At 43.3% G+C, this 14,082-nt stretch carries 13 protein-coding genes; 3 read left to right on the forward strand and 10 right to left on the reverse strand.

Features of this window, described 5'->3' with window-relative positions:
• Window positions 1-306: 306 nt before the first annotated feature.
• The 7 genes from AACU59_RS16945 to dusA form a co-directional block, all read right to left on the reverse strand.
• On the reverse strand, window positions 307-1,059 hold the full coding sequence (locus AACU59_RS16945; protein ID WP_094144458.1) for a phosphoadenylyl-sulfate reductase: 753 nt from the start codon (window positions 1,057-1,059) through the stop codon (window positions 307-309).
• Window positions 1,052-2,785, reverse strand: a complete 1,734-nt coding sequence (gene cysI, locus AACU59_RS16950; RefSeq protein WP_094144459.1) for an assimilatory sulfite reductase (NADPH) hemoprotein subunit — start codon at window positions 2,783-2,785, stop codon at window positions 1,052-1,054. Before cysI ends, AACU59_RS16945 begins: the two co-directional genes overlap by 8 nt.
• Window positions 2,785-4,638, reverse strand: a complete 1,854-nt coding sequence (locus tag AACU59_RS16955; RefSeq protein WP_094144460.1) for an assimilatory sulfite reductase (NADPH) flavoprotein subunit — start codon at window positions 4,636-4,638, stop codon at window positions 2,785-2,787. Before AACU59_RS16955 ends, cysI begins: the two co-directional genes overlap by 1 nt.
• Before the next feature lie 96 nt (window positions 4,639-4,734).
• On the reverse strand, window positions 4,735-4,965 hold the full coding sequence (locus tag AACU59_RS16960; protein ID WP_038149123.1) for a hypothetical protein: 231 nt from the start codon (window positions 4,963-4,965) through the stop codon (window positions 4,735-4,737).
• A gap of 166 nt (window positions 4,966-5,131) precedes the next feature.
• Window positions 5,132-5,788 (reverse strand): TIGR04219 family outer membrane beta-barrel protein, encoded by a 657-nt coding sequence (locus AACU59_RS16965; protein ID WP_019282801.1) that lies wholly within the window; start codon window positions 5,786-5,788, stop codon window positions 5,132-5,134.
• Between the two features lie 99 nt (window positions 5,789-5,887).
• Complete coding sequence (gene pspG, locus AACU59_RS16970) at window positions 5,888-6,097, reverse strand: envelope stress response protein PspG (RefSeq protein WP_029190027.1); 210 nt, start codon at window positions 6,095-6,097, stop codon at window positions 5,888-5,890.
• A 210-nt stretch (window positions 6,098-6,307) separates the two neighbouring features.
• Complete coding sequence (gene dusA / locus AACU59_RS16975) at window positions 6,308-7,288, reverse strand: tRNA dihydrouridine(20/20a) synthase DusA (RefSeq protein WP_013857910.1); 981 nt, start codon at window positions 7,286-7,288, stop codon at window positions 6,308-6,310.
• 251 nt (window positions 7,289-7,539) lie between these two features.
• Between dusA and zur the strand changes: the two genes are divergently transcribed.
• Both zur and AACU59_RS16985 read left to right on the forward strand, forming a co-directional pair.
• Window positions 7,540-7,998 (forward strand): zinc uptake transcriptional repressor Zur, encoded by a 459-nt coding sequence (gene zur / locus AACU59_RS16980; protein WP_017043301.1) that lies wholly within the window; start codon window positions 7,540-7,542, stop codon window positions 7,996-7,998.
• Window positions 7,999-8,016: 18 nt separating this feature from the next.
• A complete protein-coding gene (locus AACU59_RS16985; protein WP_017043302.1) occupies window positions 8,017-8,478 on the forward strand; it encodes a chemotaxis protein CheX in 462 nt (153 codons plus the stop codon).
• A gap of 96 nt (window positions 8,479-8,574) precedes the next feature.
• On the opposite strand, the gene pgi is transcribed toward AACU59_RS16985, so the two are convergent.
• From pgi to AACU59_RS17000, 3 genes are all read right to left on the reverse strand, one after another.
• Complete coding sequence (pgi, locus tag AACU59_RS16990; protein ID WP_029388348.1) at window positions 8,575-10,227, reverse strand: glucose-6-phosphate isomerase; 1,653 nt, start codon at window positions 10,225-10,227, stop codon at window positions 8,575-8,577.
• A 221-nt stretch (window positions 10,228-10,448) separates the two neighbouring features.
• Window positions 10,449-11,522, reverse strand: coding sequence for an alanine racemase (alr, locus tag AACU59_RS16995; RefSeq protein WP_197056815.1), 1,074 nt, complete (start codon window positions 11,520-11,522; stop codon window positions 10,449-10,451).
• Window positions 11,523-11,535: 13 nt separating this feature from the next.
• On the reverse strand, window positions 11,536-12,942 hold the full coding sequence (locus AACU59_RS17000; RefSeq protein ID WP_013857915.1) for a replicative DNA helicase: 1,407 nt from the start codon (window positions 12,940-12,942) through the stop codon (window positions 11,536-11,538).
• Between the two features lie 174 nt (window positions 12,943-13,116).
• Between AACU59_RS17000 and AACU59_RS17005 the strand changes: the two genes are divergently transcribed.
• Complete coding sequence (locus AACU59_RS17005; protein WP_094145108.1) at window positions 13,117-13,881, forward strand: DUF481 domain-containing protein; 765 nt, start codon at window positions 13,117-13,119, stop codon at window positions 13,879-13,881.
• Window positions 13,882-14,082 lie beyond the last annotated feature (201 nt).

The following is a 14,082-nucleotide window of genomic DNA, read 5'->3' on the forward strand; positions in this document are numbered from 1 at the left end:
GCTGGTTGGGCTTGAACCCTTACTGGCTGTGCCGTGTCAGTGAGGTCGCATTATAGAGATCGCCGTCACGTTGGCAAGCATTATTTTATAAAAATTGCAAAAATAGCGCTTAATCACCAAATTACTGCTCAAAGCCTTATTTATTCAATTTTACTAAGATCAAGTAAACACGTTACCCACAGAGTTATGCACATTAGCTGTAATTTTTATCTTTTCAAACGTAGAAAAAGCGCCTTCAGACGCTTTTTCCGTTTCACTCATTTCTTTTTTACACTATATAGAAGATTAAATACCTGCATCATCTCCTTAGTTATTCTCTTCATGAAGACCACACTCTCTTTTTAAGCCGAAGAAACGCGTTTCTTCTTCATTCATTCCCGGTTCCCATTTACGAGTGGTATGAGTGTCACCAACTGAAAGGTAACCTTGCTCCCACAATGGATGATACGGCAGGTGATTTTCTTGCAGATAATAATGTACATCTTTATTTGTCCAATCAATCACAGGTAGGAATTTAAACACACCATTTTGAATCGCTAAAATAGGTAATGTCGCCCGCGATTCTGATTGCTCTCGGCGTAGGCCAGAAAACCAAGTACCAATATCTAGTTCATCTAACGCTCTTCGCATCGGTTCTACTTTATTAAGGTGATTGTATTGTTCAATGCCAGTAACGCCTTGTTCCCAAAGTTTACCGTAACGCGCCTCCTGCCATGATGGACTTATCGTAGCGCTGAAGATATGCAGATTGAGATTCAGGTGATCCGTGAGCTGGTCAATAAATTGATATGTTTCAGTAAACAAATAGCCCGTATCCGTCAATACCACTGGTATATCGCTTTTTACGCTAGAAACCAGATGCAGCATCAATGCGGCTTGAATGCCAAAGCTAGAAGAAAGCGCATGGGTTCCTTCTAGATTCTCAATCGCCCACATCACTCGCTGCTGCGCTGTTAACGTTTCGAGATAAGCATTTAATGGGGCAAGGCGTAACGTTTGCTCTACTTTAGTTAGCGCCAATAACTCGGACAATTTAGGAACTACTGGTACTTCAAGCATAGAAATCTCTCTTAGAGATGATCACCTCTTCTATAATGCCAGTGCGAATGGTGAAATCGCCAAAACCCTCATTGGATTGACGCTCTAGCGCCCAGCGTCCTACCAACTCATCAATTTCTTGAAGAATTTGTACATCGGTAATGTTTTCTTTATACATTTTAGGCACACGTGTGCCCGCTCTATTGCCGCCAAGATGTAGGTTGTAGCGACCGGGAGCTTTACCAACTAAACCAATTTCAGCCAACATGGCTCGGCCACATCCGTTCGGACAACCTGTGACACGTAAGATAATGTTTTCTTCTTTAGGTAACGCATGTTTTTGTAGGATCGTCTCTACATCTGTTACAAATTGAGGAAGGAAACGTTCCGCCTCAGCCATAGCTAATGGGCACGTAGGGAAAGAGACGCACGCCATCGAATTTTTACGTTGCTCACTCACATTGTCATTGATCAAACCATGCTGACGCGCAATCTGCTCAATCGTAGCTTTTTGTACAGCAGGTACTCCCGCTACGATGAGGTTTTGATTGGCCGTCATACGAAAATCACCTTGGTGGATTTTAGCAATTTCTGCCACACCACTCTTTAGCGGTTTATCAGGGAAATCGAGTAAACGACCATTTTCGATGAAAAGTGTTAAATGATGCTTACCATCGATGCCTTCAATCCACCCAATCCGATCACCACGTTCTGTAAGCTCGTAAGGGCGGCTGACCGCAAACTCAATACCAGCACGCTTTTCAACTTCGGCTTTGAACACATCGACGCCCACTCTATCGAGTGTGTATTTAGTTTTTGCATTTTTACGATTAGACCGGTTTCCCCAATCACGCTGAGTCGTAACCACAGCGGCGGCGACTTCTAAGGTTTTATCCAAAGGAATAAATCCGAAATCATCAGCACGACGCGGGTAAGTAGAAGTATCACCGTGCGTCATGGCTAGGCCGCCACCCACCAGCACATTAAAACCAACTAACCGACCTTGTTCGGCAATCGCAACAAAGTTTAAATCGTTGGCATGTACATCCACATCGTTTTGGGGCGGAATAACCACTGTCGTTTTGAACTTACGCGGTAAGTAGTTATTACCTAAAATCGGCTCTTCATCTGTAGTTTCTAGTTTTTCACCATCCAACCAAATTTCGGCATAAGCGCGCGTTTTAGGTAACAGATGTTCCGAAATCTTCTTCGCCCATTCGTAAGCTTCCTGATGCAGTTCAGACTCCACAGGATTGGACGTACACAGTACGTTACGGTTCACATCACCCGCCGTGGCAATCGAATCAATACCAATGCTGTTTAACGTTTGATGCATCAATTTAATGTTAGGCTTCAATACCCCATGAAACTGAAAGGTTTGGCGAGTGGTTAAACGAATGCTGCCATATAGGCTGTGCTCAGTTGCAAATTTATCTATCGCTAGCCATTGCTTCGGTGTGATGATCCCGCCAGGCATGCGCGCACGTAACATCACATTGTGCAGAGGTTCTAACTTTTGTTTTGCACGTTCGTTACGAATATCGCGATCGTCTTGTTGATACATGCCATGAAAGCGAATCAACTGAAAGTTGTCAGCACTAAAGCCACCTGTGATGTGATCTTGCAGATCTTGCTCGATCGTCCCACGTAAAAAGTGACTTTCACGTTTCAAGCGCTCGTTATCTGACAATGGGCCTAGCTCTTGTCCTAATACTTCTTGATGATTAGATTGTTGTTTGGTGCTCATTAGTACACATCCCTTTGATAACGTTTTGCTTTGCGCAGATCGTTGATATATGTCTCTGCCTGTTCACGTGATAACCCACCTTGCTGCTGTGCAATAACAATTAGTGCATCATGCACATCTTTCGCCATGTGCGTTGCATCACCACAGACATAAAGATACGCACCGTTTTGAATCCATTGCCAGACCAGTTCGGATTGTTCAAGTAATCGATGCTGAACGTAGACTTTCTCATGTTGATCACGGCTAAACGCCACATCTAGACGACTCAGCACACCGGATTTCAGATATTTTTGCCACTCAACTTGATAGAGAAAATCTTGAGTAAATGTACGATCACCAAAAAACAGCCAGTTTTTTCCTTTTGCTTCACGGTTATCACGCTCTTGAATAAAGCTACGAAATGGCGCAATTCCGGTGCCAGGACCAATCATGATAATAGGCACGTTATCATCTTGCGGTAGTTTGAAATTATTATTGTGTTCAATGAAAACCTTTACCTTGTCGCCCTCTTCTAAGCGCTGGCCAAGATAACTGGACGCTCCCCCAAAACGGTGCTCATCTTGGTGTGTATACTGAACAATGCTGACGGTAAGATGCACTTCATCTTCAACTTCGCTTTGACTTGATGCGATAGAATAAAGACGCGGCGTTAAACGACGTAATAAAGAGAGTAGCGCTTGGGCCGTCAGTTTAGTTTGTTTCTCTCGCAGTACATCAATCACTTGATGATGGCTCGCGTACAATCTGAGCTTATCTTTATCCTCCACCAGCTCAAGCAGTTTCGTACAACCAGATAACTCAGCAAACTTGGTCACCATCTGAGGATTTGCAGCCGTAATTTCATATTTATGCATTAAAGCACTATGGATGGATAAACTTTCGCCATCGACCTCAACACTTTCGACACCCGATAGCCCAGTCGCAGATAACACGGCATTGACTAACTCTGTATCGTTTTCATACCATACTCCAAGCGCATCCCCAGACTGATACGTTATACCTGACTCACCCAAGTCAATTTCAATGTGGTGCACCTCTTTTCCTGAATCTCGCCCAGTAATTTTTTGACTCGTCAGTAAAGTCGCACTGTAAGGATTTTGCTTATTGTATTGAGATAGATGACTCGTGGTTTGACTCACGGGTAATTGCACAACTTGCGCAGGCGTACTTGCAAAAGCTTCTTTTACCACTGCTAATGCCTTGGCTTTCCACTCGGTGGCTTGATGTTCGTAATCAACGTCGCAATCCACTCGTTCAATAAAACGTTTGGCACCAAGCTGCTCTAAAAATGCATCAAAATCTTTACCCGTTTGGCAGAAAAATTCATAACTGGAGTCACCTAAGCCAATCACACCATATTGCAAGTGAGGTAATTTCGGCGCTTTCTTGGATTGTAAAAATTCATGCAGCGCTAATGCATTGTCAGGGGCTTCGCCCTCGCCATTGGTCGATGCAACAAAAATAACATGCGTTTCTTTCGCAAGATCTTTGCCCTTGTAATCACTCGCATCGAATAATTGAACCGCGATACCGGCAGCCTGAGCTTCTCTTTCCAATCCTTCAGCAAGGCCTTTTGCATTGCCTGTTTGAGAAGCGAAAATAATGGTTAATTGAGTCGCAGGCTCCATTGATACTAAAGTGGCGGCTTGTGAGCTGGAAGTAGAAATACTTGATGCTTGAGACTGACTGAGGCCCCAAAAATATCCGCTAACCCAAGCAAGCTGCTGCGGGGAAAGTTCTGAAATAGTACGCTGCAATCCGTTCAGTTGCGCGTCATTGAGTGGGCTAGCTAAACTGGCTAGCTCTTGGGGTATGGTATTTCCTGAAGACATGGTCACGACTTCCCTATTCATTGCGTGACAATAGATTAACCACTCTCTTTAATAACAAGAAAGAATAGATAAGTATGTTTTATAACTTTTTGGAAGTAGGCATTACGCTTAATTCTCTCATTTAGACTCGACTCGAACTTGCTTAAAACCCACCTCCATAGCCGATTTAGAGGCAAGATCCAGATCGGTATACTGGCATTCGTCACCCTGAGAATCGGTTAATAGCACGAACCCACCACGGCAATGCCGAAACTCGACTATCCAATGCCCTTCTTGGAAAGAAGGTTCAATAATGGCTTCGATAAGCTTGTTCTCACGATACAAGTCCCTTAACTCGGTAATCGTCATCACCACACCATTTTCACATTATTCACTCGTGAATTAAGCATGGTACATTTTGCTTATTCTGCTAAGAAATTGCGCAATAATATAATTATCAGTTATAAAAAACGCCACCTTGCAGAGGTGGCGTTCTATGGAAAATGCATTTAGCGCGTAAGTATCGAATCGATACTTAAAATTGAAATTCAGCCCCTAAGAACCAACCATCAACAAAGACAAATGAGTTTTTCGTTTTTGGGTCAAGTTCGGTGAATTCAAGATCAATCACACGATAGCCGCCACGCAATGCGACATTGCCAGCACGAATAGGTATGGAATACTGCAAACCCGCTAGTACATCTGCGCTTTTAATTCCGCCACTATCACCAAAATCAAACTGCCCAATCACATCAACTTGGGTATTGGGAATTTTAATTGTGGCATAGGCATACCAGTTAAAAGTCGTCTTATCAAAACTGTACTTCAAGCTATCTGGTGCTTGATACTGAGAACCACTATATTGAGTGAATGTAACACCCGCATCGAACGACATTAACTGTCGCTCTAACAGATTGTAATACAAGGTATAGTCGTATTTATCAAAGGATGCATAATCCGCCTCAAGCGTTGTATAACGAATACTCGCATTGGGCAAATAAGGTAGCTGATGCTCAAAAGCAACGTGGATTGAAGGTGTCTTCACATCATCACGACGAGTATTGTCGATTTTAGTGCTGCCCCACCACATGTCAGCGCCAACTTCTCCACGATAAAATGATTCTGCTTGAACCGATGCGGTTGACATCATCATTGCCACACTGACCAACGCTAACCAAATTGGTTTATTCATCCCTATTGCTCCCTATTTATTCGCTACTAATGCATGTTCTTAATTGAACGCGATAGTAGCATATTCCTGAAGTGAGTTAACATTTCGTTGACTGCCACATTAGCGAGGGGTGTATACCACATGACGGAAGAACCAGACCCCCAAAACAATCACAATGATCCAAGGTAGTAGCTTAAACATCACTCCAATCATGCCTAGTAATGCCAATACTATAAAGCCCATGATCGTCGCAATAAACACAGTCGCCAAAGTGATGCCTGTCGCCAATAAAGTTGCAATAAAAACCAATAAGAAAATAAGTTCAAACATGATGCTTTCCTCCGTTTCTCTTACCACTAGCAGATATCGAGCCAACTTGTCATTACCACCTCTGATTTCAAGTCAAGACTAAAAAAATCACAGTTTCTTGGCCAATCAAGCACTTGAAAAGCAATATTTATTTCAATAAAAAAGCCAAATAACACCGAGTCATTTAGCTTTTCTATTATTGGTAAAAATCACCACTTAAGTTGGTAATTTTTACACATTCAACTCTTTCGGAATTTTTGCTAATGCCGCTTGCACGACTTCAATTCCCGCACCGGGCTTATGCGCATTCTCACTGATATAACGTCGCCATTGACGAGCACCTGGCATATTTTGGAACATACCTAACATATGGCGGGTAATATGGCCAAGGTAAGACCCCTGAGCTAATTGACGTTCAATATAAGGAAACATCTCTTCAATAATTTGAGAACGTTTTTTAATCGGCGTATCCATGCCAAAAATGGTCTGATCCACTTCCGCCAACAAATAAGGGCTTTGATAAGCTTCCCGGCCAATCATTACGCCATCAAGATGCTGTAAATGCTCACTGACTTCAGCTAAGGTTTTGACACCGCCATTCACAGCAATGACTAAATGTGGGAAATCTTTTTTCAGCTGATATGCCCGTGAGTAATCTAACGGCGGTATTTCACGGTTCTCTTTTGGGCTCAAACCACTAAGCCACGCCTTACGCGCATGAATAGTAAACTGTTCACAGCCCCCTTTCTCTGATACCAATGAAATAAAATCAGTCAAAAATTCATAAGAATCCATGTCATCAATACCAATACGCGTCTTTACGGTTACCGGAATATCAACTACTGATTTCATCGCTGCAACGCAATCCGCCACCAGTTGCGGCTCTGCCATTAAACAAGCACCAAAACGACCATTCTGGACGCGATCGGACGGACAACCTACATTGAGGTTGATTTCATCGTACCCGTACTGCTGGGCAAGTTTGGCACAATGAGCAAGGTCTTGAGGATTCGAACCACCCAATTGTAACGCTACTGGGTGTTCCTCCTCGTTGTAAGCCAAGAAATCCCCTTTACCATGAATGATCGCGCCTGTCGTGACCATCTCGGTGTACAGTAACGTTTGCGAGGACAGCAAACGATGAAAGTATCGGCAGTGGCGATCTGTCCAATCGAGCATAGGGGCTACTGATAGCTTACAAGGGTGAGTCATGATTTAGATATCCCAATTCAGTCAGTTTCAATGGCTAAACTTACAGCCAAAAACAAAGTTTGGCATTGTAATCGCTTCGAGTTTATAGCGCCAACAGTTCTTCTTCTGTATCGTTTTGCATCGATATAAGGTAATTTAAGTACTATTTTCGTTGCAAACAACGATCACATCGCTAACTAACTCCAGAAAATGTTGTAGGCTACAAGGCTATTAATCTGGAAATAGTATATTATTATTAAAGTCCAATGGTTATGGTGATGAATTTGGACCACAAGCTAACGAAACAAATAGAAGAACTATGCGCAGCGAGAGGAGTACGACTAACTTCTCAACGAAAGAGAGTGTTTGAACTGATTTGTTCAAGCAAAAAAGCATCCAGTGCTTATGAATTGCTTGAAGATTTAAAGCAAAGCGAGCCCCAAGCGAAACCACCAACGGTGTATCGTGCTCTGGACTTTTTGTTAGAACAAGGCTTTATTCATAGAGTGGAGTCAACAAATAGCTTTATTTCATGTTGCTCTTGTAATGCTAATAAGCATTTTTCACACCTATTAATTTGTGACAAATGTGGCAATGTTATTGAACTTCAAGATGATAGTCTGATAGCCTTGCTAGCAAGCAACGCTGAGAAACACGGTTTTAACATCGTTAATCACGTTATTGAATCTCATGGTGTTTGCCAAACGTGTTCCTCAAGTCTGAAAGTATAAAAACAGTAGAAGAAGGTTATGCGCGCTGAATTTGTAAACCCGTTTTTAGCTTCTTTAATGAACGTGTTAAAAACGATGGCTTCATTAGAGTTGAAGCCACAGAAACCTCGTGTAAAGAAAGATGAGATTGCCCGTGGTGATGTCTCTGGCTTGATTGGTATGGTTGGTAGTCAAAGCCGCGGTTCCATGTCTATTACTTTTGATGAAAGTCTAGCATTGGAAATCATGCAAAATATGTTAGGTGAACGCCCCAACGGTCTCAATGAAGAAGTGACAGATATGGTCGGCGAAATCACCAACATGGTGACAGGCGGAGCTAAACGTATTCTTGCCGAGAGTGGTTTTGACTTTGATATGGCAACTCCGGTTGTTGTCTCAGGAAAAGGCCACACGATTCGTCATAAATGCGAAGGTGCAATTATTATCATGCCGTTTACCTCTCAGTGGGGTAACGCTTTTATCGAAATCTGTTTCGAGTAAGCTCTTTCATTAAAGAAAAAAAGGTTGATACCGTTAAGTATCAACCTTTTTTATTTGGATAAAACCTTACTCACATCCAAGTAAGGTTTTGACGCATTACGCTTTAAATGTCTTAAACGCGTTAATCAAACCATTGGTTGAGCTGTCGTGTGAACTCACTTGAGCATCGTCGGCTAACTCAGGCAGAATTTGGTTTGCTAACTGCTTACCAAGCTCAACGCCCCATTGATCGAAACTGAAGATATTCCAAATAACACCCTGTACGAAAATTTTATGCTCGTACATCGCAATCAGGTTGCCCAAAGTGCGTGGCGTGATCTGCTTAACTAAGATTGAGTTGGTTGGGCGGTTTCCTTCAAACACTTTAAATGGTGCGATTGCCGCCATTTCTTGTGCTGATTTGCCCGCCGCTTTTAGCTCAGCTTCAACGGTTTGCTGCGTTTTTCCAAACGCTAACGCTTCTGTTTGAGCAAAAAAGTTCGACATCAATTTTTGGTGATGATCACCCGCTGGGTTATGGCTGAGCGCTGGCGCAATAAAATCACACGGGATCAATTTTGTTCCCTGGTGGATCAATTGATAAAAGGCGTGTTGACCATTAGTACCGGGCTCACCCCAAATGATTGGACCCGTTTGGTAAGTTACCGCTTGACCGTTACGATCTACGTATTTACCGTTTGATTCCATATTGCCCTGTTGGAAATAAGCGGCAAAGCGATGTAAGTATTGGTCATAAGGCAGAATCGCTTCTGATTCGGCGCCGTGGAAGTTGTTATACCAAATACCAATCAAGGCTAGGATCACAGGAATATTTTGCTCAAAAGGTGTCGCCACAAAATGTTGATCCATCTCATGCGCGCCGGACAGCAGTTCCACAAAGTTGTCATAGCCTACAGCCAATACAATGGATAGACCAATTGCTGACCATAGTGAGTAGCGTCCACCGACCCAATCCCAAAATTCGAACATGTTGTCTGTATCAATACCAAACTCAGCGACTGATTTCGCATTAGTCGACAGCGCTGCAAAGTGTTTTGCAACATGAGTTTCATCGCCTGCTTCCGCTAAGAACCAATCACGAGCCGTATGTGCATTGGTCATGGTTTCTTGGGTGGTAAACGTCTTTGAAGCCACTAAAAATAGCGTGGTTTCTGGATTGACTTTTTTCAACGTTTCAACGATGTGTGTTCCATCAACGTTAGAAACGAAATGAAGATTAAGATGATTCTTATACGGCGCAAGTGCTTCTGTGACCATGTATGGGCCAAGGTCTGAACCACCAATACCAATGTTGACAATATCGGTAATCGCTTTACCAGTGTAACCTTTCCATTCACCAGAAATCACTCGTTCAGAAAACGATTTCATCTTCTCAAGTACCGCATTCACGGCTGGCATCACATCTTCACCATCAACCATGACCGGTGTGTTACTGCGGTTGCGTAACGCAGTGTGCAGTACGGCACGGCCTTCAGTTTGGTTGATCGCGCAGCCTTGCAGCATAGCGTCGATGGCTGACTTTAGTTCAGTCTCATTCGCCAATGCTTGTAAATGTTGTAAGGTCTCTTCGTTGATCAAATTTTTTGAGTAATCAACAAGAATATCTGAACCAAAACGAGTCGAGAATTTATCGAAACGTTGTGCATCTTGTGCAAAAAGCGATTTAAGGTCCATATCTTGCGCTGATTCAAAATGCGCAGTCAGTGCTTTCCAAGCGTTGGTTTGCGTTGGATTGATATTTTTCAACATGGTATCTATCCCGATGTGACAGTAGGTTTTATTCCTATCATTCCTAAACTCTGTTTCAAAATGATGGAATCCCCGATTGAGCAAAAAAAGAAAATGGTATCGACTGCCTATATTTGGAAGGCAACACGTCGTTATTCGTTTTGTGAGCGCCATTATGACGCAGCTTACCCGCTCTCATATTGAGTTAGGTCAGGTAAACCTAATGGGTGCATACTCTGGCTTTATTGATACGACATCTCAACACGAGAAGTGAGTTTCGTCACTAACTCGTAAGCGATCGTGCCAATGTGAGAGGCCACTTCTTCTGCTGGTAGCTCTTTTCCCCATAAAATAACCTCATCACCCACCTTATCGCAGGCTTGTGGACCGAGATCGACCGTAAGCATATCCATTGAAACTCGCCCTGCAATCGGCACTTTACGCCCATTGACAACAACCGGAGTTCCATTGGGTGCAGTGCGAGGATAACCATCGCCATAGCCAATTGCGATAACACCAACCTTAGTGTCACGCAAGCTTGTCCAAGTGGCACCGTAGCCGACACTCTCTCCCGCTTTAACATCACGCACTGCGATCAAGTGTGATTTTAATGTCATTACAGGTTGATAGCCCAGCGCTTGCGCCGAGTTATCATCAAAAGGAGAAACGCCATACATAATAATACCTGGGCGAACCCACTCTAACTGGCTGTGCTTCCAAGCTAATAAACCAGCGGAGGCAGCAAGTGATCTTTCACCCTCATGACCTTTTGTCATTGCTAAAAATAGCTCAATTTGCTCAGAAGTGGTTGATTTATCGAGTTCATCGGCACAACCAAAATGACTCATATAACGCAATGGCTTCACTACGTTTTTACACGCTTGCAAACGTTCTAAAAAATCGGGGTATTGTTCTGGGCGCACACCTAAACGATGCATTCCGCTATCGATTTTCAACCAAACATTGACTGGGACATCTAATTGAGCTTGCTCTAAGGCGACTAACTGCTCCTCACAGTGAACAACGGTTTGAATGTTATTGGTCACCAATACAGCAAGATCCATCGGAGAATAAAAACCTTCAAGCAATAAGATAGGTTTTACCACACCGCTCGCTCTTAGTTGCAGCGCTTCTTCAATGCGCGCCACGCCAAATGCATCCGCGCCCAGTGCATGTTTCGCAACATGCCGAAGCCCATGACCATAACCATTTGCTTTGACCACCGCCATAATTTTACTGTTTGGTGCCTGCTGTTTTACTCGCTGTAGGTTGTGCTTTAACGCATCGAGATCGATGCAGGCGGTTGCCGCTTTCATGTAGCTCATCAAATTACTCATCGTCAAATGCAGGGCCTGCATAGTTGTCAAAACGAGAATACTGCCCTTGAAAGGTCAACCGTACAGAACCAATCGGGCCGTTACGTTGCTTACCTATAATAATCTCTGCGATACCCTTTAACGAACTATCAGGGTGATACACCTCGTCGCGATAAATGAACATGATCAAATCGGCATCTTGTTCTATCGAACCGGATTCACGCAAGTCGGAGTTGACTGGGCGTTTATCGGCGCGCTGCTCCAACGAACGGTTAAGCTGCGATAAAGCCACCACGGGCACATTCAATTCTTTAGCCAGCGCTTTTAACGAGCGAGAGATCTCCGCAATTTCTAAAGTACGGTTATCCGATTGCGAAGGAACTCGCATCAACTGCAAGTAGTCGACCATGATGAGCGACAAGCCGCCATGCTCGCGCGCAATACGACGAGCTCTAGAACGAACCTCGGTAGGCGTTAGGCCTGAGCTATCATCTATGTACATATTTTTCTTTTCCATGAGAATACCCATGGTAGATGAAATTCGTGCCCAATCCTCATCATCCAGCTGCCCAGTACGAATTTTGGTTTGATCAACGCGAGAAAGCGATGCCAACATACGCATCATGATTTGTTCAGCCGGCATCTCAAGAGAGAAGATAAGAACCGGTTTTTCTTGCTCCATGGCCGCGTTTTCACACAAGTTCATGGCAAACGTCGTTTTACCCATAGAAGGGCGAGCAGCTACAATGATCAAATCAGAACCTTGTAAACCAGCCGTTTTCTTATTGAGATCAGCAAACCCCGTATTCACGCCCGTGACGCCATCTTGTGGTGTTTTATACAGCAGTTCAATACGCTCTAAAGTTCTTTCTAAAATCGAATCGACATTCTGCGGGCCTTCATTTTCGCTGGTACGCTCCTCAGCAATGGCGAACACTTTACTTTCAGCCAGATCGAGCAAATCTTCCGAACTGCGCCCTTGCGGATCATAACCTGCATCCGCAATCTCATTGGCAACACCGATGAGGTTACGCACCAATGCTCGTTCCGCTACGATTTCAGCATAAGCATTAATGTTAGCCGCACTGGGCGTATTTTTCGCCAAATCCGCTAAATAGGCAAAACCGCCGACATCTTCCAGCTGTTCGCGACGCTCAAGATACTCAGATAATGTAATAAGATCGAGCGGCTTACTGGCTTCCAAAATCGATTTAGCTGCATCAAAAATTAGGCGGTGTGCACGGCTATAGAAGTCTTTGCTGACCACACGCTCAGCCACCGTATCCCAACGTTCGTTATCCAATAGCAAGCCTCCAATCACTGATTGCTCAGCTTCGATCGAATGTGGAGGAACTTTAATTGCGTCGACTTGTGCGTCAAACGGTTTACGATTTCGTTGATCTGTTCGTGGTGCAGCCATGACTTCGCTCAATACTATCTAATGACCGACCATTATAGCCAGAATAGATCATTTGTAATTATGTAAACGAAACTTTGTGTTTATCTCGTAGAGAATTAACCTCATGCTGACCAAACAGAACCGCCCTACACCTACTATTTCGCCCACTATTTTTATTCACTTTAGGGGTGCTTCGTGTCCAAAATTTGGTTTCTTAGTTTTAGCCTGTTCGCGATGAGTGCAGCTTATGCTAATGAGGATCTTAAAAACGATACGGAAATCGAAGTTCCTTCTCCTTGGAATAGCCAAGTCGAATTGGGTTACCAAGCCCACTCAGGTAATACTGATTCAGAGTCATTGAATTCACGAGTCAAGACAGAATACATAACAGGTCGCCATCGAACCAATGGTGAGTGGAAATTGTATCGTCTTGATAAAAATGGAAAAGAGAATAAGCGGCAGGCAAACTATTCGCTGCAAAGTGACTATAAGTTAGCTTCAAAAGCTTATCTATACGCAAACTTTAACGGTGTTGATTCGAAATACAGCGCCTATTTCAAAGACTATACGCTATCTGGTGGAATGGGTTACCAATTGATGAATACCGACATATTGCTATTGGAGCTTGAAATAGGGCCCGGCTTTCGTTACCAAAAACCCAACCTAGATGAGATATCAAGCACAGATATTGTATTTGCAAATACAGTCGAAGAAGTCATATTTCGTGGTAACTTAAAAGGTGTTTGGGCAACTTTCGATAATTTAACCATCTCCTCTGAACTGACTCTTGTCGCAGGAGAAAGTAATATCAGAACCGATAGCGAACTCATTTTAACCAATCACATTACTGATTCGATTGCGTTGAAAGTGAACTTGTCTCGCCAATACCACGATAAGGTTCCAGCAGGACTAAGTAAAGCCGATAGCGTCACTTCATTTAGTTTACAGTTTCGTTTCTAGGTAGTTTGAAGATAAAAAAAACACCAGCCAAGGCTGTAATGCCGATCAGTTAAAGCCAAAGTGATCGGTTGAACGATCCTTCAGAGCTGTCAAAATCCAAGTGTATTTAATGCACTTGGATTTTTTTATGGATGTTTCTCAAGCTCTAAATATAGTTAATGATTGGAAACCTAGCAACGTTGAGACTTTGTCTGACTTACT

The sequence above is a fragment of the Vibrio sp. V23_P3S9T160 genome (assembly GCF_963886625.1).
Classification (GTDB): Bacteria; Pseudomonadota; Gammaproteobacteria; order Enterobacterales; family Vibrionaceae; genus Vibrio; species Vibrio anguillarum.

What these genes read in the sequence shown, in the direction of transcription:
- AACU59_RS16945 (WP_094144458.1), bottom strand. Translation starts at nt 1,059, where the DNA reads ATGCTTGAAGTACCAGTAGTTCCTAAATTGTCCGAGTTATTGGCGCTA.
- cysI (WP_094144459.1), bottom strand. Translation starts at nt 2,785, where the DNA reads ATGAGCACCAAACAACAATCTAATCATCAAGAAGTATTAGGACAAGAG.
- AACU59_RS16955 (WP_094144460.1), bottom strand. Translation starts at nt 4,638, where the DNA reads ATGAATAGGGAAGTCGTGACCATGTCTTCAGGAAATACCATACCCCAA.
- AACU59_RS16960 (WP_038149123.1), bottom strand. Translation starts at nt 4,965, where the DNA reads ATGACGATTACCGAGTTAAGGGACTTGTATCGTGAGAACAAGCTTATC.
- AACU59_RS16965 (WP_019282801.1), bottom strand. Translation starts at nt 5,788, where the DNA reads ATGAATAAACCAATTTGGTTAGCGTTGGTCAGTGTGGCAATGATGATG.
- pspG (WP_029190027.1), bottom strand. Translation starts at nt 6,097, where the DNA reads ATGTTTGAACTTATTTTCTTATTGGTTTTTATTGCAACTTTATTGGCG.
- dusA (WP_013857910.1), bottom strand. Translation starts at nt 7,288, where the DNA reads ATGACTCACCCTTGTAAGCTATCAGTAGCCCCTATGCTCGATTGGACA.
- zur (WP_017043301.1), top strand. Translation starts at nt 7,540, where the DNA reads ATGGTGATGAATTTGGACCACAAGCTAACGAAACAAATAGAAGAACTA.
- AACU59_RS16985 (WP_017043302.1), top strand. Translation starts at nt 8,017, where the DNA reads ATGCGCGCTGAATTTGTAAACCCGTTTTTAGCTTCTTTAATGAACGTG.
- pgi (WP_029388348.1), bottom strand. Translation starts at nt 10,227, where the DNA reads ATGTTGAAAAATATCAATCCAACGCAAACCAACGCTTGGAAAGCACTG.
- alr (WP_197056815.1), bottom strand. Translation starts at nt 11,522, where the DNA reads ATGAAAGCGGCAACCGCCTGCATCGATCTCGATGCGTTAAAGCACAAC.
- AACU59_RS17000 (WP_013857915.1), bottom strand. Translation starts at nt 12,942, where the DNA reads ATGGCTGCACCACGAACAGATCAACGAAATCGTAAACCGTTTGACGCA.